Source organism: Leisingera sp. XS_AS12, from assembly GCF_041224635.1.
GTDB lineage: Bacteria > Pseudomonadota > Alphaproteobacteria > Rhodobacterales > Rhodobacteraceae > Leisingera.
In genome coordinates, this window is sequence record NZ_JBGFGM010000094.1 from 1 (window position 1) to 17,601 (window position 17,601).

Sequence of the window (17,601 nt, forward strand, 5' to 3'; positions counted from 1 at the left end):
CACGCGGCGCTACATGACACTGGAAACCGTCGCCGCCATTTGCGACACTGCCCCCATGGACCCGGCGACAATCGCCGCCCTGTGACTGCGGCCGAGCCAAGGCCGAAGAGCAAAGTTACACCAACTCCCGGGACACTATCCCGCGCAGGCTTCTGCAGGTTACCAAGGCAATTTCTGGCAACAGCTCCATGTCCTGGATATGCCTGTTTCAGACAGAGAAAGCGTGCATTCACCGAAAATTATCAAAGTGTTATAGGTGCCTGGCCGCCCCAGTCTTGGCACTTCGTTAAGCGTTTCGTGGCATCACGATGTTTTAACGCACAATGATCTGGGGCATTCGATGTACCGAATACTGGACTGTATCACGACGCAGCATAACACCGGCCTGGTGGCTGTCGCCGCATTGGTCTGCATTGTCGGCTCAAGCCTTTCTGTTCGGCTGTCCAGCCGATTGGCGGGTGCCCGCGGGCGGCGGCGGTTGGTGCAGTTGGGGCTGTCCAGCATGATTGGCGGCGCGACAATCTGGTCGACCCATTTCATTGCGATGCTGGCCTATGAACCCGGTTTCGACAACGGGTATGAGCCGCTGCTGACTGCGTTCTCCTTGGTGGTTGGAATGGTCGGGGTGCTGGTTGCCAACGCCGTCCTGGCCTTTGGCCACGGCCGGAATATGCCGCTGGTGGCAGGGGCGTTCTTCGGACTTGGCGTGTCAGCGATGCACTATACAGGCATGAAGGCATTCCTGTTGCCCGGGACGATCGAATGGTCTTCGACCTACCTGGTGGCCTCGGTCGTGGCCGGTGCCGGTCTGGCGGCCTTCGGTTATCGCATGATTGCCAGCAGTTCCCAAGGCGGCCGCAACTGGATAGCGGCATCGGCGCTCCTGGTGACAGCGATCTGTGCCATGCATTTTACCGGCATGGCGGCAATCGAAGTGCGGCTCAGCCCCTTGCTGGAGGTGCCGCCGAAGGTCATTGCGGATACCACGCTGAGCATGCTGATCTTCGGCGTGATGGGGTTGATCCTTCTGGTGGGTTTCGCGTCTGCCAGCATCGAGGCGAACCTGGAAATCGAGGCGCAGGACAAGCTGGCACATGCCGCGCTGCATGATCCGCTGACCGCGATGCCGAACCGGATGTGGTTGACGCAATATCTCTCGGCTCTTCAGTTGCGCCTGCAGCAAGATGAGACCGAGCGTGCGGCGGTGCTGACCATCGACCTGAACCTCTTCAAAGAGATCAACGATCTGCACGGACATGCCGTCGGGGACAAGGTGCTTCAGGCCGTATCTGACCGTCTGCGCGCCCAGCAGGGGCCGGGGGAACACATTGCACGCGTCGGCGGGGACGAGTTCGTGGCCGTAAAGCAGAGTTTCCGACGGGTTGAGCAGGTGCTGGCATACGCCGAGCGACTGCATGCCTCTATCGTCGAGCCGATCGATCTCGATGCGCTGTCGGTGCGCGTAGGGGCCTCTATCGGTGTCGCCACCAGCCTGACCGAGGGGCGGGATCCGCAGGACCTGCTGCACAAGTCGGATCTGGCGATGTACCGCGCCAAATCCGATCCGGCGTCCAACATCTGTCAGTTCAGCGCAGAGATGGACCGGCAGAGCCGCGACAGGCTGCAACTGGTCCATGATCTGCGCCAGGCCGGGGCCGCCGGCCAGTTCGAACTGGCCTATCAATTGCAAAATGATCTGACGACACTTGACCCGTTGGGATTTGAGGTCTTGCTGCGGTGGAACCACCCGACCCGAGGGCGGGTATCCCCGGCAGAGTTCATCCCGATCGCGGAGGAAACGGGGCTCATCCGCGAAATCGGTCACTGGGTGCTGCGTGCTGCCTGTAAAGAGGCCGCCAGCTGGCCGCAGCCCTACCAGGTGGCCGTTAACGTTGCGCCGCAGCAACTGGTGCAGCCCTCCTTTGTGGAGGATGTCATGGATATCCTGCTTGAGACCGGGTTGTCGCCAGAACGGCTGGAGCTGGAGATTACCGAATCCAGCATCATTGACGATCAGGCGCATACGTTGAAGGTGATGCACCAGCTGAAGAATTACGGTGTTCGCATCGCAATGGATGACTTCGGTACCGGGTATTCCTCGCTCGCGACTTTGCAGACCTTCCCGTTTGACAAGATCAAGATTGACCGGAGCTTCGTGCGGGGGGTTCACAAGAATGCGCAAAGCGCCGCCATCGTGCGGTCGACGCTGCTGCTGGGGTCTGCCTTGAAAATCCCTGTCCTCGCCGAGGGGGTGGAGGAAGAGGAGGAGCTGGTGTTCCTTCAGCAGGAAAACTGTACATCGGTGCAGGGGTTCTACTTTGGCAAACCGATGAGCCAGGCAGAAATGCGGCGAATTGTAAGCCAGAACGCGCAAGAGCAACGCGCGAAGACGGCATAATTGCCGGGCCAGTTCTTGGCCGACAGGACCTGTGGAACTTCATGTTCAGGGGGGGCTACGGCTCCCCCTGTCAGATTCTGAGTTCAGCGAATCTCCGGTTCACAAAGGGTCGGATGTACCTGCGCAGCCCCTCCGTCAGGGCGTGGTTCAAAATCGGGTTGTCGTCCGAACCATATGGAAATATGAGCCGATTTTTTAGTTGGTCGGCATCCGCGCATAAGTATTGGATTTTGGATATTGTATCAGTATAAGGTCCGAAGCTGCGTTTGGGAGGAGGAAGCATGGCTGGAATCAGCGAAGACATCTTTCGCACTGAAAGTGCGCTCGCTTGACCGGCATTTTGCGACTTGCTTTGCCAGCACGCCGAGGTCGGCAATTGGCATGCCCAGAAGAAAGACACGCGCAGAGAAGCCGGGCAGCCGGTGGATTTGGTATTGCCTTCACAACATGGAGAACTGAGGAATGAAAACGCTGTTTAAAGCAGTCGCGGCCGGTGCGATGGCGCTGCAGGTTGCGGCCCCCGCATTCGCCGAGGACATCAAGCTGCGCTTTGCAGGTGTGTTCCCGATCGATCATCAGGGCACAAAGATGATGGAGCAGGTGGCTGCCGAGGTTAACGCCGCCGGTGTTGGCCTGGAAATGACCGTCTTCCCGGCCAGCCAGCTGGGCTCCGGTGAGGCGCTGTTCGAAGACGTCGCGCGTGGCAACATCGACTTTGCTTCCGCCTTCATCTATTCGGACACCGATCCGCGCCTTGAGTTCCTGAACATGCCGTTCCTCGTCAGCAGCTACGACGACATGGACCGCGTGCTGCGTGACATGGATTCGGACTACAACCGCATCCTGCAGGAAATCACCGACGAATATGGCATCCGCGTAATGGCGGCCAACCCGGAAGGTTTTGTCGGTATCGTTGCCACCCGTGAGCCGGAGAACTGGAACAACTTCGAAGACAAGGGCATGAACATCCGTGTCTGGTCCTCGAACGCGGTGAAATCCACTGTTGAGGCTCTGGGCTACCGGGCGACCACCATGGCGTGGGGCGACATCTTCCCGGCCCTGCAGTCCGGCATCGTTGACGGTGCGATCTGCTGCACCAAGACCGCGACCTACTCGATCTTTGCCAAATCCGACGTTGGCACCCACTTCATCGAGTACAACTCGCTGCTGGAGCAGACCTTCTACTACGGGTCCGAGCGCACCCTGGCGAAGCTGAACGACGAGCAGCGTGCCGTTATCCAGGCCGCAATGGACAAGGCGTCGGCAGACTTCTTCGAGTATAACCGCAAGAATGACGAGGCCTTCGGTCAGAAGCTGATCGAGAGCGGCTACACCATTCTGAAGCTGAACGACGAAGAGCAGAAGGCCATGGCCGACTACGTCCGCAGCACTATCTGGCCGACCATGGAAGGCGCGGTAGGCAAGGACGTGATTGACCAGGTGCTGGCCGCAGTTCAGTAATCCACTTCAGCAGGGGCAGCACGATGCGTTGCCCCTGTCTGCATTTGCAACACGTGAGCGCCCTGGCGGACAGCAAAGTGCCGGGGCCGTGGCAAACGGAAAACCTGCGACATGTGCGCAGGTTTTCCCCTTCGCGGCCTTCAGGGCGCTCAACGCCAAAAAGGGGGCAAGATGGCCCGAGTAACGGACGAATTGCCGCGCTTCATCGGGGTGCCGATGGACTGGGCGATGTTTCTAATGAAAGCGATCGTCATTTTTTCCGGCGTGCTGATGGCAGTGACCTTCGGTCTGGTCGTCATCGTGCGCTATGGGCTGGGTGGGGATCTTTTCGCATATGAAGAGTGGCTGTTGGCGATCAGTATCGTCGGTTTCTTTGCCGGTGCCGTTTTGGCATCCGAGCGCAGGCTGCATATCAACGCCGATATCCTGGAAGTGGTCATCACCAATCCAAAGTGGATCTGGTGGCGGGGCTTTATCGTTCTGGCGATCGAACTGATCGTCACGGTGTTCATCGTATATGCCTGCTACGTGTCTTTGGCCGATGATTTCTCCTTCCCGCGGTTGCGGGCAACGCCAGCCTTGCGCATTCCCTTCGTCTCCTGGCGCATTGCCATCATGATTGCCTTCGGCTTCATGGCGATGTTCTCGGCTGCGCACCTCTATGTTCACATCCGAAAAGGTCTTGGGCTGCCTCTCAAATCTGACATGAACAAGGAGCTGCGGTCATGATCATCGTCGGAAGTCTCGTCATCGTCTGCGCGATGCTGCTTTTGGGGGTTAGCGTCTTTGTGGCCTTTGGGGCGGTGCTGATGTTCATCGCGCTGGTCGGGGATCAGTCGATTACCGGCTATCTGCCAACCGGCTCGACCGGCCTCCGGTCGCTGGTGCTGCTGGCCATTCCGCTGTTCATGATCGCCGGTGGCGTGATGGAGCGCGGTCGCATCGCGGCGCCCCTGGTGGCCATCGCCGAAATGTTCGTCGGCCATCTCAAGGGCGGTCTGAGCGCAGCTGCGGTACTGGCCTGCGGGGTGTTCGGCTCCATCGCGGGAAGTGCGAACTCCACCCTGACCTGCATCGGCGGCATCATGCTGCCGCACTTGAAAAGGGCCAATTATCCCGAGGGCAAATCCGCGGCGCTGCTGGTGGCCGCCAGCCCGCTCGGACTGCTGATCCCACCGAGTGCCAATCACATTCTCTACGGCTGGGTGGCGCAGCAGCATGTGCTGAAGTGCTTCCTGTCCACTGTGATCCCGGCCTTCATTCTGATCACTCTGCTGATCATCACCAACCGGTTTATGCTGCGCAAGCATGACGACATCCAGCTGACCGAGCGGCCGTCACCGTTCTTCCCGGCGCTCAAGGCGCAAGGTCGCGTTGCCGGTCCTGCGCTGATGATGCCGATCATCATTCTGGGCGGCATCTACGGCGGGATCATGACCCCGACAGAGGCTGCGGGGATTGCTGTTGTCTATGCGATTCCGATCGCGATCTATTTCTATCGCGGGCTGACCTGGCGGGGGCTGCTGGAGACCATCCAGAAATCCGGCATCACCATTGGCGTCGTGATGATCATGATCTTCATGGTGCTGATCGTGTCGGACAACCTGATCGCCCAAGGCGCTCCGCAGATTGCACAGCAGATGGTCTACTCGGTGTCAGACAACCCGATCGTGATCCTTCTGATGATCAACGTGGTGATGATCCTGATCGGCATGCTGATGGACGATATCTCCGGCCTGCTGCTCTCGACCCCGATCCTGCTGCCGATCGCGCAGAGCGTCGGCATGGACCCGATCCACTTCGCGGCCGTGATCGGCGTCAACCTTGGGATGGCAAACATCACGCCGCCGACCGCGCCGCTGCTGTATCTGGGCGCGCAGGTCGCGGATACGCCCGTGGCCAAGATGCTGTGGCCGACGCTGGTTTTCATCATCTTTGCCTGGTTGCCGACGCTGATGTTGACGACCTTCGTGCCTGAAGTGGCGCTGTGGCTGCCTGAGTTGCTGCTCGGCTGATGGCACGGTTTCGCCCTCGGCGAGACAGTTCTGAAAACCCTGGAAAAGCCGACGCTTGCGCGTCGGCTTTTTTGCTTTGCATTCTGCGTGACAGCTGTGCGGCAAAAAAGTGAGGGGTGGCTGCGAAAAAGATATTGGATTTTGGATCCAAAATTGACTATGACCAGAGTGTAGAGTCGCGAACTCCCGTTTCGCGTCCTGCAATCGGTTTTTGGGGTCTCAGATGTCCGGGCATGGCTCCGGCTTGGGGCTCGATACGGCAGGCTGGCCCGCAAGTCGGCATATTCAATAAGGAGCAACCATGTCCCAGAATGTCTTCACGGGTACCATGCCCGCACTCATGACGCCCTGCAAGGCGGACCGCACCCCGGATTTCGATGCCTTGGTGAAAAAGGGCAAGGAAATGATTGCCGCTGGCATGTCCGCCGTTGTGTACTGCGGTTCCATGGGTGACTGGCCGTTGCTGAGCGACGAGGAGCGGATGACGGGCGTTGAGCGTCTGGTCGAGGCCGGCGTTCCGACCGTTGTGGGCACCGGTGCGATCAATTCCAAATCCGCTGTGGCGCTTGCCGCGCATGCGCAGAAGGTCGGCGCTGCCGGTCTGATGGTGATCCCGCGCGTCCTGTCCCGCGGAACCTCCGCGATCGCGCAGAAGAACCACTTCAAGGCTATCCTGTCGGCGGCTCCGGACGTGCCTGCCATCATCTACAACAGCCCCGTCTACGGTTTCGCGACCCGTGCCGACCTGTTCTTTGCGCTGCGCGCCGAGCATCCGAACCTGGTGGGCTTCAAGGAATTTGGTGGCAAGGACGACCTGCGCTATGCCGCCGAACACATCACCAGCAAGGATGATCAGGTGACCCTGATGGTGGGTGTGGATACCGAGGTTTACCACGGTTTCGTCAACTGCGGTGCGACCGGTTCGATCACCGGCATCGGTACCGCGCTGCCGAAGGAAGCGCTGCTGCTGGCAGCCCTGTCGCAAAAGGCCGCCGAAGGCAATGCCGAAGCTCGTCTGCGGGCGCGCGAACTGGAAGAAGCCTTTGGCGTTCTGGCCAGCTTTGATGAAGGCACCGACCTGGTCCTCTATTACAAGTACCTGCTGGTGCTGAACGGCGAGGAAGAGTACCGCCTGCACTTCATCGAAACCGACGAGCTGACCGACGCGCAGCGCAACTATTGTGAACAGCAGTACAACCTGTTCCGCACCTGGTTCGCTGACTGGTCCAAGCAGGGCGGGATTATCGCTGAATGCATGTAATTGACAGCCACACCGGCGGGATGCCCACACGGGTCATCCTGGAGGGTAGCCCCGACCTAGGGTCGGGGCCGCTGTCCGCACGGGCAAAGACGCTGTCCGCGGAACACGCTGATTTCTGCAATTCGGTCCTGCTGGAGCCGCGCGGCCAGGCCGGTATGGTGGCTGCGCTGCTTGTGGAGCCTGTTGATCCTGAGTGCGTCACTGGCGTGATCTATTTCGATGCGGATGCGGTCCTTGGCATGTGCGGACACGGCACGATCGGGCTGGCCGTTACCTTGGCTCGAATGGGGCGCATCTCGCAGGGGATTCACAAGATCGAAACCCCGGCAGGGGTGGTCACGGTGGAGCTGCATGATGCAAACACCGTGTCGGTCACCAACATTGAAAGCTGCCGTATTCACCACCAGGCGACGGTCGACGTCGAGGGGATCGGAGCTGTCACGGGTGACATGGCCTACGGCGGCAACTGGTTCTTCATTGCAGATGCGCCGCTTGAGGTAACGACAGCCAACATCCCCGCGTTGACGGATCTGTCGGTGGCCATTCGCGAAGCCTGCATTCGGGCCGGTCTCACCGGGCCCGAGGGCCAGCTGGTGGATCACGTGATCCTCAGTGGTGCGAGCCCGAACGCGGCCGCATTGCGCCGCAATTTCGTATTGTGCCCGGACAATGAATACGACCGTTCGCCCTGTGGAACCGGAAGCTCGGCCTTCGTGTCCTGTCTGGCGGCCGCCGGCCTGCTGGCCGAGGGCGAGGAGATCGTGCTGGAGAGCGTGATTGGCAGCTCCTACCGGCTGTCTTACCGGCCCGGCCCGACAGGCGGCGTCATCCCGCGCATAACCGGGCAGGCCCACATCATGGCGGAAACGACGCTGGTTTTTGACCAGAATGATCCGTTCAAGGCCGGGATCGTCTGAAAATCTGACGGGGCGCACAGGCCGCCCCGTTTATCTTTTGATCCAATCAGAGGGCGGATCCCATGCCGCAGGATATTGTTGTCATTGGCGCAGGTGTCGTTGGTATCAGCATTGCCGCCGAGCTGGCCCGAAACGGGCACAAGGTACGGGTGCTGGACCGCAAAGGCGTCGCCGCCGAGACCTCGCAGGGCAATGCGGGGGCGTTTGCCTTCACCGACGTGATGCCATTGGCCGCGCCGGGCATTATGCGCAAGGCGCCGAAATGGCTGCTGGATCCACTGGGCCCGTTGTCGATCCCGCCACGATATGCGCTGCAGATTGCGCCCTGGATGCTGCGGTTCTGGCGCGCCAGCTGGCAGGATCGCCACGATGCGTCGGTTGCGGCTCAAAGCGCACTGATGGACCTGTCCAAGGCGGCGCTGGAGCGCCAGATCGCAGCCACAGATGGCGAAAGCCTGATCCAGCGCGACGGCCAGCTGCAGCTGTATGAGGGCGAGGCGCAGTTTCGGGACAGCCTGCCCGGTTGGGAGCTGCGCGGCCGCTACGGCATCCGCTACGAATTGCTGCGCAGCCCGGAGGAAATCGCTGAGATCCAGCCGGGATTGCACCCCCGGTTCACTCACGCGGGCTTCACGCCGGACTGGATCAACACGACGGATCCCAAGGCCTGGACCGAGCATCTGGCGCGCGCCTTTGTCGCCGCTGGAGGCGAAATCCTGAGCAGCACGGTGCGCTCGATTGTTCAGGATGGTGAGCGTGTCGAGTTGTTGTGTGAAGATGGCAGCCTAACCTGCGACAAGGTCGTGGTGGCCGCCGGCGCCTGGTCGCACCATCTGGCGCGCACCCTGGGAGACCGTATCCCGCTGGAGACCGAGCGTGGGTACAATACCACTTTGCCTGCCGGGGCATTCGACGTCCGCACCCATCTGACATTCGGGGCGCACGGGTTCGTCGTTAGCCGCATCAATGGCGGTGTGCGTGTGGGCGGTGCGGTTGAACTCGGCGGGCTCAAACTGCCGCCCAACTACAAGCGCGCGGATGTGCTGTTGCAAAAAGCGGCCCGGTTCCTGCCGGGGCTCAAGACAACAGGCGGGGTCCGCTGGATGGGGTTCCGCCCGTCGATACCGGATACGCTTCCTGTCATCGGGCAATCCCCGAAGGCGGCCAACGTGATCTACGCTTTCGGACATGGGCACCTAGGGCTCACGCAGTCCGCCGCCACCGCTGAACTGGTGCGCGACGTCGTGGCGGGCGGCTCGTGCGCCATTCCGCTTCACCCCTACAGGGTCGACCGATTTTGATTAAGGGAGCAGAAAATGCGTAGCACAAAGACCATACATGTGATTTCAGCCCATGCCGAAGGTGAGGTCGGGGATGTGATTGTCGGTGGGGTGTTGCCGCCGCCGGGAGAGACCCTGTGGGAGCAGCGCAAGTTCATCGCGCAGGATGAGACCCTGCGCAACTTCGTGCTGAATGAGCCGCGTGGCGGCGTCTTTCGCCATGTGAACCTGCTGGTGCCGCCAAAGCACCCGGAGGCAATCGCCGCCTGGATCATCATGGAGCCGGAAGACACGCCGCCCATGTCGGGGTCCAATTCGATCTGCGTCTCGACCGTGCTGCTGGACGGGGGCTTGGTGCCGATGCAGGAACCGGAAACCCATATGGTGCTGGAGGCCCCGGGAGGACTGGTGCGTGTGCGTGCTGAGTGCCGGAACGGCAAGGCGGAGCGCATCTTCGTGCAGAACCTGCCGAGCTTTGCCGACAAGATCCAGGTACCGCTTGAGGTTGACGGGCTGGGCACAATCACGGTGGATACGGCCTATGGCGGTGACAGTTTCGTGGTGGTGGATGCGCAGGCGCTGGGATTTGACATCGTTGAATCCGAGGCCAAGGAGATCGCCCGCCTGGGGGTGCGGATCACCGATGCCGCCAATGAACAACTGGGCTTCAGCCACCCGGAGAACCCTGACTGGGATCACATCTCGTTCTGCGCGTTCTGCGGCCCTCTCAGCAAGACGGAGACCGGTTTCAGCGGAAAGTCGGCTGTGGCCATCCAGCCGGGCAAGGTCGACCGCTCACCGACAGGCACTGCCGTGTCTGCGCGCATGGCGCTGATGGCGGCGCGCGGTCAGTTGAAGATTGGTCAGACGTTTGACGCGGTGTCGATCATCGGGTCCCGGTTTTCCGGGCGCATTGTCGAACCGGCCAAGGTGGGCGGCCGCGATGCAATCGTGCCGGAAATCAGTGGCCGTGGTTGGGTTACGGGTATTCACCAGCATATGCTGGACCCGGATGATCCCTGGCCGGGTGGTTATCGCCTGTCGGACACTTGGGGCGCCTGAGCGCCAAAGTCTGTTGCAAGGCTTGTCGGGGAGGCTGATCCGTTCAGCCTCCCCTTCGTTTTGATCAGGCACCGGTCAGGGCAATGAGGTCATCGTAAAGGGCCTGCGGGATTTCCACATAGCCGCGGTCCAGGTTGCGCGCGCGGGCAGCGAAGCGGCGCTGCGAGGGCAGCCGTGCGCCCTGGTCGATGATATCGGCGAAAAGCCGTTCTGCGCGGGCATCGTTCTCGGCGGTGCGGCCTGCGCTGAAATGCTCGGGATCAAAGGCCAGAATGATCTCGCCGTGGTACGGCGCGCCGCCAGTGCCTTCGGCGAATTCCATGCTTTCCAGGCTCGTCAGATCGTCAATCAGCGGGCCAGCCATCAGCTCGATCATGATGGACAGGGCAGACCCCTTGTAACCGCCGAACGTCAGCATTGCCCCATCCAGCGCGGCCTGCGGATCGGTGGTCGGCTTGCCGTCCTTGTCGATCGCAACGCCCTCGGGGAGGGGTTTGCCCGCGCGTTTGTACAGTTCGATTTCACCGCGTGCAAAACCGCTGGTCGCAAAATCGAACGTGAACGGATCTTTGCCCACGCGCGGCCAGGAGAAGGCAATCGGGTTGGTGCCAAGGCTGCCGCGGGTCCCGCCGGCTGGCGCTACCCAGGAATGGCTGGGCACCATCGCCAGGCCTGCCAGCCCGGCTGCGGACAGGCGCTCCACTTCCGGCCAGAGCGCGGAGAAGTGGAAACAATTGTTGATCGCAAGCGCGGCGATCCCATGTTTGCGGGCTTTGGCGATGAGTTCGGGCATTGCCTGCTCCAAAGCAAGCAGCGACATGCCGCGCTGGGCGTCTGCCCGGACGATTGCCGTTTCCCCGGTGCTGATGTGGGGCTGGACGTGTCCGTCGATCTTGCCGGCATCCATGGTTTGCTGACACATGAAGAGACGGAACAGGCCATGCGACTGACAATCATCCAGCTGACAAGTATACAGCATATCGGCGATGGCGCGGGCGTGATCCTCTCCATACCCTGAGCGTTCGAGCACCGACAGGGCCAGGTCCCTGATTTCCTGAAGGGGGAGTTGTTTTACGTCGGTCATGGCGCGTCTCCAAATTGTATATCTGGATATTGGATGCAATATCCGGCATTGCCGTGGCAAACTGTTTTTATCTTCTGATACCCGAAATGCTGCTGTATGGTCAGCTTGTTGTTTAATTTGCATCCAAAATCCAAAAGGGAAGGGGGCCACATGGCGGGCAGGCGTGCTGTCAAGAAGCAAAGCTTACCGGAGATGATTGCAAGCGATCTGAGGCAGCGCATTCTCAGCGGCGAGCTGGCAGAGGGGGAGGCAATCCGCCAGGAGCTGTTGGCCAAAGAATACGACGTGTCACGAATGCCGGTCCGCGAGGCCTTGAAACGCCTGAGCGCCGAGGGGCTGGTGCAATGGGAAAACAACCGAGGCGGCACCGTTATCAAGCATTCTCTTCGGGAGATCGGGGAAATTTTCGATCTGCGCATCCTGATCGAGGTCGACCTGTTCCGCCGGGCCATTCCGAACATGACGCAGGCGGATTTTGACGCCTGCGAAAAGCTGCTGTCAGAGATGGAAGGATCCTACGAGGCTGATGATGTCAGCCAGTGGGGGCAATCCAACCACGAATACCACATGGCGCTGTATGCCGCCGCCGATCGGCGCATGTCGAAAGAGTTTCTGGAGCGTATCAGCCTGCATTCCGACCGCTACGTGCGCATTCACCTCAGCGTCATGAAACAACGCCAGCCGGCAAAGGAGGATCACCGCAAGTTGCTGGAGCTTGCGGCCAAAGGAGACGTCGAGGGTGGTGCAGTGCTGCTGCAAAAGCATATCGAACGCACCAAGACCGAGCTGCTTGAAATGATCGCCAAACAGCGTCGCCTCGCAGGGGAGTAGCGGGTCTTGCCGTGAATGGGGGTTGCAGCGGAGGTGATATTGGATACAATATCCACAATCAAGCTGCTCACCTATGTTCCACACGAAAGTGAACCCGAAATGACATTGACCCCTCACGGAAAACATCTGATTGCAGGCGCCTGGACCGCGGGCGCTGAGACCTTCGAATCCAGCCCGGCGCATGGTCCCAGCCACCGCTTTTCGGTTGGCCGCGTGGAGGATGTGGATGCCGCCGTACAGGCCGCGGAAGAGGCCTTTTGGAGCTTTGGTTATTCCTCGCGTCAGTCGCGCGCAGACTTTCTGAACGCGATTGCGGATGAAATCGAAGCCCGCGCGGATGCGATCACCGAGATCGGCTGCCAGGAGACCGGTCTGCCTGAGGCCCGCCTGCAGGGCGAACGGGGCCGCACCACCGGTCAGCTGCGGATGTTCGCGGCGCATATCCTCGAAGGGGACTACCTGGACCGGCGCCAAGACAAGGCCCTGCCGGAGCGCCAGCCGCTGCCGCGTCCCGATCTGAAGATGGTGCAACGCCCGATCGGACCGGTGGCTGTTTTCGGCGCATCGAACTTCCCGCTGGCGTTCTCCACGGCCGGGGGGGACACCGCCGCGGCATTGGCGGCTGGCTGTCCAGTGGTCGTCAAGGGGCACTCCGCGCATCCCGGCACCGGCGAGATCGTCGCCGAGGCGGTATCTGCGGCAGTGGAAAAATGTGGTGTGCACCCCGGCGTGTTCAGCCTCATTCAGGGCGGCAACCGTCAAGTCGGGTCGGCGTTGGTTCAGCATCCGTTGATCAAGGCGGTTGGCTTCACCGGCTCGCTGGCGGGTGGCCGCGCGCTGTTTGATCTCTGTGCCGCGCGCCCGGAGCCGATCCCGTTCTTCGGCGAGCTGGGGTCGGTCAACCCGATGTTCATCCTGGATGCCGCCCTTGAGTCGCGGGCTGAAGAAATCGGCAAAGGGTGGGCTGCGTCGCTCAGCATGGGGGCGGGGCAGTTCTGCACCAACCCGGGCATCGCGGTTGTAAAGTCGGGCGCGGCGGCTGAGACCTTTGCGGCGGCTGCGCGGCAGGCGTTGGCAGAGACCGGCACGCAGACCATGCTGACCGATGGCATCGCCGAAGCGTACCGCGGCGGTCAGCGTCGCGTCGCAGAGACTGCGGGCGTTCAGGAGCTGCTCACGACAAGCTGCGATCTGCGCGATGCGACCCCCTATCTGTATCAGACCACGGCGGAGAACTGGCTGAAGAACGAAGTGCTTGCCGAGGAGGTCTTTGGCCCCATGGGCATCATTGTCGTGGCTGAGGGCGCTGATGATATGCGGGCCATCGCGCTCAGCCTCCAGGGGCAGCTGACCTGCACGCTGCATATGGATGACGCGGACATGGACGCGGCTCAGGCCTTGATGCCGATTCTGGAGCGCAAGGCAGGCCGGGTTCTCGCCAACGGTTTCCCCACCGGTGTCGAGGTTTGCGACAGCATGGTTCATGGCGGACCTTACCCGGCGTCGACCAATTTCGGAGCCACCTCGGTTGGCAGCCTGTCGATCCGTCGCTTCCTGCGCCCGGTCTGCTATCAGAACCTTCCGGCGGCGCTTGTCCCGGATCTGGAGGACTGAAGCCAAGGCGCCCTTGAGCGTCAGGTTGATGAAAAAGACGAGCGGGCCTTCGGGCCCGCTTTTTTATTGTCTGCAGGGGGATTGTGGGCAGGGGGCGTTGTTCCTGCAATGGCCGCCGTCATGCGGCTCAGAGCCGTGTCAGGCTGTTTGCTATTTCCTGTGCGATTGCCTCTGCATCGACGCCTTCCCGTTCCGCCGAAACGCGTAGCCCCAGGAGATCCGACTGGTAGCGTCGCGCCAGCGCTTCCGGGTCGTGATGTGGGGCGATCTCTCCGGCTTGCTGGGCTTCACGAAACAGCTCGCAGAAGTGCTGTTCCATCTTCAGAAGGTGGCTGTTGGCCTTGGCGGCCAGCGGGTGCTTGTGGGCGTGAAGTTCCAGCAGCGTCTTGGACAGCATGCAGGCCTTGGCCGGGGCTTCCGCGGATGAGATGGCCAGAGCGGGAAAGCGTTTCAACGCGCCGATCGGGCCGAGTTCCTGCTTCAATGCTTGCAACCTGTCGGCGCCGTCCGCGGCATACTTGTCCAGCGTCAGTTCGAACAGCGCATCCTTCGATCCGAAGGCCGCGTAGAAGCTGCCCGGCTTCATGTCGAGGCAGGCCTCGAGATCCTTGAGTGACGTGCCCGCCCAGCCGCGCTGCCAGAACAGGTTGCGGGCACGTTCGATCAGGTCGTTGCGGTCATGTTTCGGTTTGCGCGGCATGGGAGCACCATCTATTGAGCGATCACTCAAATATATACTTGAGTGATCGCTCAATAAAGACTAATTTGGTCGGCGATCAAAAAGAGCAAGGATCGATGCGATGAAATTTCCTTCCCACGACCATGACAGCGCCCCAGAAGCCTCCAAGCCGCTGCTGGAGCAGTCCCAGAAGGCCTTTGGACGCCTGCCAGGGCTGCACAAGGTGCTGGCCGAAAGCCCGCAGGCGTATGAGGGCTACCAGGTGCTGCACAAGCTGTTCACGGAAACCGAATTCGATGCTGACGAGCTGACCGTTGTCTGGCAGGCCATCAATGTTGAGCACGCCTGCCACTACTGCGTCCCGGCCCACACAGGCATCGCCAAGATGATGAAGGTCTCGGATGACATCACCGAGGCGCTGCGCAATGAGACGCCGCTACCTTCGGCCAAGCTGGAAGCGCTGCGGACCTTCACGGTCCAGATGGTGCGTACGCGTGGCAATGTGACCGAGGCGCAGATGCAGGCGTTCTTTGACGCGGGCTACGGACACCGTGCGGTGCTGGACGTGATCTTGGGGTTGGCGCAGAAGACCATGTCAAACTACGTCAACCACGTGGCCCAGACGCCGGTGGACGAAGTCTTTCAGCCCCTGGCCTGGACGCGCAGCGAAACGCCTCTGGAGGTATAGGGCATCGTTCCCTTTCGGGGATTACAAAGAAATCGCGCCGCAGAAGACACTGCGGCGCGTTTTTTTTGTTGAGGGGAGTAATGCGAGGGGATTTGGGGGCGTCTCGGAGGTGGTGCCTTGCTCGAGTGTCCCGTTGCGGCTCACCGGTGGAAGACGCGTCCACAGGTCCGTCCAGAGCCAAGGCTTGAGCGCCTGTGTGAGCTGAGAAAAAGGGGGTCAAGAGACGGCAGTCGTCGGTTCGTTAGTTGCCGTGCCAAGAGCGATACATAGCCATAAGGCTTGCGTATCTTAGCGTCGTCATCATTTTAAGGGAATGGCTGGGGTGGTAGGATTCGAACCTACGATACACGGTACCAAAAACCGCTGCCTTACCACTTGGCTACACCCCATCGGTGAGGCGCTGTCTAAAGTTTGTTTCGGGGGCGTGCAAGAGGTTTTTTGAAAAAAAGTACGTCTTTTTGACCTCTCACTGCGTTCCAGGCGAAGAAACCTGTGGAAAACTCTTTTCGACGGGCGCTGGGGTCAAAAGAGTTCATATATTCCGTGTGTTACGCAACTTTTGGTCGCGTCGTTCTAGCGCTCGGCAGCGGTTCGGAAGTGGCTGAATGTGCGCAAAGATGCGAAGGCGGGCGCGGAATGCGTGCGTTGCCCCGCTAGCGCGCTATTAGAGGTTCTGCCGCTTCGGAAACCGGCGGCAAGACGCGCGTCGTCAGGGGCGTGCAGCGACTGCAAAACCACCGTTCAAGGCACGTACCGCGACTTCGGGAGGGCTGCTGCGGCTGGCCATGCGTTCCAGGTTGACGATGGTGGAGAGCATCAGCCGGTCGTGGCTCCAGTCTCCGGGTCGTTGAAGCAGAACCGCGGTTGTCAGCACAAAGACGGTCATCGCGGCGGACACCAGGGTCCAGCCAAAGGCGGCTGGCGCTTGCGGCTGGCGGGCGGTCACGGCAATGATGCGCCGTTGCAGCGAGGCGCCACGGCGGGTTTCGCGTCTGTCGACCAGTGCCACGACCGGGCTGCGATGGGTGAACAGGGTTTGGCCACGCGCGGCCTTGGCGCAGGCACGTATCAAGCATTCGCAATAGGCGCGCACATCGAACTGCGGCCGCGCCATCAGCGCTTGATCGCAGGCAAACTCGCGCAGCAGGCGGACCTCGCGCCGCCACAGATAGAAGGCAGGATTCCAAAACAGAAGCGGCCGCAGCATTTCCAGCAGGAATTCACATTCGATGTCACGCTGGCGAAAATGCTGCAGCTCGTGCGCGATGGTCAGCCTCAGGTCGTGGGGTTCGTGCAGCAGAGCGGTTGGGAGCACCACGTAACGTCGCCACAACCCGCGTGTGGAATATGCGACCCTGTTGCGGTCGGAGACCAGCAATTGCACCCGGCCTATCCGCTTCCAGACGAAGGCGTCGGTCAGGTTCCGGTGCAGGCGCCAGACTGACAGGGCCACATGAACGAAACACAAAAGCGCCCCCGCGGCGAAGGCGGAGACGGCTAGCTGCGCCCAGATCGGCTGCAGACTGCTGAGATCTCGCACGAAGTCTTCGCGCAAGCCGAGGAGATTCTCGAACTCACCCGCGCTCATGCGAACGTTGCCCTGCAGAAACTGTGAGACCATGAGGTCGGAGAAATTGGGCGGGTGGGGAAGGACGAAGGTGGTGAACGCGAGGAGGAGGAACGGCGAACAGGCCAGCAGCAAGGTCATTCCGTTCAGCAGGCGCAGCTGCGGTCGGTAGGCACGGGCGAGCCTGCTGCGAGACAAAAGCCTGCGTGCCGAGAGCCACAGCACGGTTCCCGCCAACAGCAGGATGTTCAGATCTATGTAGGCATTCAGCAGAACATCAGTTCGCATTTTCCCCCAGCCTTTCCTCCAACAGCGCCCGCATCTCCTCGAGCATCTCATCGGTCACATCCTCGTCATCGACCAGCCGTGCGACCATGGCCGCGGGCGCGCCGTTGAAGAGCTTGCTCGAAAGGTTTTTCAGAGATGTTTTCTGATACTCTGCCTTGGGAACGGCCGGGCGGTAGACCAGCGAGCGGTCCTTGCGCTCACTGCTGAGAAAGCCCTTTTGCTCCATGATCTTCAGAACCGTGGCGACCGACGTATAGGCGCGTTCCTGAACTTTGTTCAGCTCTGCCAGGATCTCCCTGACGGTTCCGCCGCCCATGTCCCAGACAACCGTCATGAATTCCAGCTCGACTTCGGTCAGCAGGGAATTTTGGTGTTTCTTGCGCATCTGGGGGAGGGTCCGGTCAATTTTCTGAGGTTCAGGTCATGTTAGGGGAAGGGGGTAACGTTGCAAACTAT

15 protein-coding genes and 1 tRNA gene are annotated in these 17,601 nt (G+C 60.8%); 11 read left to right on the forward strand and 5 right to left on the reverse strand.

What is annotated here, in order from left to right; translation table 11 throughout:
- Window positions 1-340 precede the first annotated feature (340 nt).
- The 8 genes from AB9K35_RS10310 (at window position 341) to AB9K35_RS10345 (ending at window position 10,394) form a co-directional block, all read left to right on the forward strand.
- The gene (locus AB9K35_RS10310) at window positions 341-2,398 is read left to right on the forward strand and encodes a putative bifunctional diguanylate cyclase/phosphodiesterase (RefSeq protein WP_369925856.1); all 2,058 of its coding nucleotides are present in this window, start codon (window positions 341-343) and stop codon (window positions 2,396-2,398) included.
- Window positions 2,399-2,860: 462 nt separating this feature from the next.
- Complete coding sequence (gene dctP / locus AB9K35_RS10315) at window positions 2,861-3,859, forward strand: TRAP transporter substrate-binding protein DctP (protein WP_369925858.1); 999 nt, start codon at window positions 2,861-2,863, stop codon at window positions 3,857-3,859.
- A 111-nt stretch (window positions 3,860-3,970) separates the two neighbouring features.
- Window positions 3,971-4,588, forward strand: coding sequence for a TRAP transporter small permease (locus tag AB9K35_RS10320; RefSeq protein ID WP_369925860.1), 618 nt, complete (start codon window positions 3,971-3,973; stop codon window positions 4,586-4,588).
- Window positions 4,585-5,874 (forward strand): TRAP transporter large permease, encoded by a 1,290-nt coding sequence (locus AB9K35_RS10325; protein ID WP_222455424.1) that lies wholly within the window; start codon window positions 4,585-4,587, stop codon window positions 5,872-5,874. Before AB9K35_RS10320 ends, AB9K35_RS10325 begins: the two co-directional genes overlap by 4 nt.
- Window positions 5,875-6,175: 301 nt before the next feature.
- Complete coding sequence (locus AB9K35_RS10330; protein ID WP_369925862.1) at window positions 6,176-7,135, forward strand: dihydrodipicolinate synthase family protein; 960 nt, start codon at window positions 6,176-6,178, stop codon at window positions 7,133-7,135.
- A complete protein-coding gene (locus AB9K35_RS10335) occupies window positions 7,126-8,052 on the forward strand; it encodes a proline racemase family protein (RefSeq protein WP_369925864.1) in 927 nt (308 codons plus the stop codon). The genes AB9K35_RS10330 and AB9K35_RS10335 overlap by 10 nt, the downstream gene beginning before the upstream one ends.
- 62 nt (window positions 8,053-8,114) lie before the next feature.
- On the forward strand, window positions 8,115-9,353 hold the full coding sequence (locus tag AB9K35_RS10340; RefSeq protein WP_369925865.1) for an NAD(P)/FAD-dependent oxidoreductase: 1,239 nt from the start codon (window positions 8,115-8,117) through the stop codon (window positions 9,351-9,353).
- Window positions 9,354-9,368: 15 nt separating this feature from the next.
- Complete coding sequence (locus AB9K35_RS10345; protein WP_369925867.1) at window positions 9,369-10,394, forward strand: proline racemase family protein; 1,026 nt, start codon at window positions 9,369-9,371, stop codon at window positions 10,392-10,394.
- 64 nt (window positions 10,395-10,458) lie between these two features.
- Here the strand turns inward: AB9K35_RS10345 and AB9K35_RS10350 are convergent, their stop codons facing one another.
- Window positions 10,459-11,478 carry an Ldh family oxidoreductase gene (locus tag AB9K35_RS10350; RefSeq protein ID WP_369925869.1) on the reverse strand — a complete coding sequence of 340 codons (1,020 nt, stop codon included), beginning with the start codon at window positions 11,476-11,478 and terminating at the stop codon, window positions 10,459-10,461.
- 150 nt (window positions 11,479-11,628) lie between these two features.
- Between AB9K35_RS10350 and AB9K35_RS10355 the strand changes: the two genes are divergently transcribed.
- Both AB9K35_RS10355 and AB9K35_RS10360 read left to right on the forward strand, forming a co-directional pair.
- Window positions 11,629-12,309 carry a GntR family transcriptional regulator gene (locus AB9K35_RS10355; RefSeq protein WP_369925871.1) on the forward strand — a complete coding sequence of 227 codons (681 nt, stop codon included), beginning with the start codon at window positions 11,629-11,631 and terminating at the stop codon, window positions 12,307-12,309.
- A 99-nt stretch (window positions 12,310-12,408) separates the two neighbouring features.
- Entirely contained in the window at window positions 12,409-13,923 is a 1,515-nt protein-coding gene (locus AB9K35_RS10360) for an aldehyde dehydrogenase (NADP(+)) (protein ID WP_369925873.1), read from the forward strand.
- A 127-nt stretch (window positions 13,924-14,050) separates the two neighbouring features.
- Here AB9K35_RS10360 and AB9K35_RS10365 read toward each other — a convergent pair whose 3' ends face one another.
- Window positions 14,051-14,623: a TetR/AcrR family transcriptional regulator gene (locus tag AB9K35_RS10365; RefSeq protein WP_369925875.1), complete on the reverse strand. Its 573-nt coding sequence runs from the start codon at window positions 14,621-14,623 to the stop codon at window positions 14,051-14,053.
- Window positions 14,624-14,723: 100 nt separating this feature from the next.
- On the opposite strand from AB9K35_RS10365, the gene AB9K35_RS10370 reads away from it, so the two are divergent.
- Window positions 14,724-15,290, forward strand: a complete 567-nt coding sequence (locus AB9K35_RS10370) for a carboxymuconolactone decarboxylase family protein (RefSeq protein WP_222455416.1) — start codon at window positions 14,724-14,726, stop codon at window positions 15,288-15,290.
- Window positions 15,291-15,604: 314 nt separating this feature from the next.
- Here the strand turns inward: AB9K35_RS10370 and AB9K35_RS10375 are convergent.
- The 3 genes from AB9K35_RS10375 to AB9K35_RS10385 all read right to left on the reverse strand — a co-directional run bounded on the left by AB9K35_RS10375 (window position 15,605) and on the right by AB9K35_RS10385 (window position 17,530).
- A tRNA-Gln gene (locus AB9K35_RS10375) sits at window positions 15,605-15,679 on the reverse strand.
- Window positions 15,680-15,999: 320 nt separating this feature from the next.
- The gene (locus AB9K35_RS10380; RefSeq protein ID WP_222455415.1) at window positions 16,000-17,145 is read right to left on the reverse strand and encodes a M56 family metallopeptidase; all 1,146 of its coding nucleotides are present in this window, start codon (window positions 17,143-17,145) and stop codon (window positions 16,000-16,002) included.
- On the reverse strand, window positions 17,135-17,530 hold the full coding sequence (locus AB9K35_RS10385; RefSeq protein WP_222455414.1) for a BlaI/MecI/CopY family transcriptional regulator: 396 nt from the start codon (window positions 17,528-17,530) through the stop codon (window positions 17,135-17,137). Before AB9K35_RS10385 ends, AB9K35_RS10380 begins: the two co-directional genes overlap by 11 nt.
- Between the last annotated feature and the right edge of the window lie 71 nt (window positions 17,531-17,601).

Excerpts from the sequence above, each read along its gene's own strand:
- AB9K35_RS10345 (WP_369925867.1), top strand. The coding sequence starts at position 9,369 with ATGCGTAGCACAAAGACCATACATGTGATTTCAGCCCATGCCGAAGGT.
- AB9K35_RS10320 (WP_369925860.1), top strand. The coding sequence starts at position 3,971 with ATGTGCGCAGGTTTTCCCCTTCGCGGCCTTCAGGGCGCTCAACGCCAA.
- AB9K35_RS10365 (WP_369925875.1), bottom strand. The coding sequence starts at position 14,623 with ATGCCGCGCAAACCGAAACATGACCGCAACGACCTGATCGAACGTGCC.
- dctP (WP_369925858.1), top strand. The coding sequence starts at position 2,861 with ATGAAAACGCTGTTTAAAGCAGTCGCGGCCGGTGCGATGGCGCTGCAG.
- AB9K35_RS10330 (WP_369925862.1), top strand. The coding sequence starts at position 6,176 with ATGTCCCAGAATGTCTTCACGGGTACCATGCCCGCACTCATGACGCCC.
- AB9K35_RS10355 (WP_369925871.1), top strand. The coding sequence starts at position 11,629 with ATGGCGGGCAGGCGTGCTGTCAAGAAGCAAAGCTTACCGGAGATGATT.
- AB9K35_RS10370 (WP_222455416.1), top strand. The coding sequence starts at position 14,724 with ATGAAATTTCCTTCCCACGACCATGACAGCGCCCCAGAAGCCTCCAAG.
- AB9K35_RS10310 (WP_369925856.1), top strand. The coding sequence starts at position 341 with ATGTACCGAATACTGGACTGTATCACGACGCAGCATAACACCGGCCTG.
- AB9K35_RS10335 (WP_369925864.1), top strand. The coding sequence starts at position 7,126 with ATGCATGTAATTGACAGCCACACCGGCGGGATGCCCACACGGGTCATC.
- AB9K35_RS10385 (WP_222455414.1), bottom strand. The coding sequence starts at position 17,530 with ATGCGCAAGAAACACCAAAATTCCCTGCTGACCGAAGTCGAGCTGGAA.
- AB9K35_RS10325 (WP_222455424.1), top strand. The coding sequence starts at position 4,585 with ATGATCATCGTCGGAAGTCTCGTCATCGTCTGCGCGATGCTGCTTTTG.
- AB9K35_RS10380 (WP_222455415.1), bottom strand. The coding sequence starts at position 17,145 with ATGCGAACTGATGTTCTGCTGAATGCCTACATAGATCTGAACATCCTG.
- AB9K35_RS10350 (WP_369925869.1), bottom strand. The coding sequence starts at position 11,478 with ATGACCGACGTAAAACAACTCCCCCTTCAGGAAATCAGGGACCTGGCC.
- AB9K35_RS10340 (WP_369925865.1), top strand. The coding sequence starts at position 8,115 with ATGCCGCAGGATATTGTTGTCATTGGCGCAGGTGTCGTTGGTATCAGC.
- AB9K35_RS10360 (WP_369925873.1), top strand. The coding sequence starts at position 12,409 with ATGACATTGACCCCTCACGGAAAACATCTGATTGCAGGCGCCTGGACC.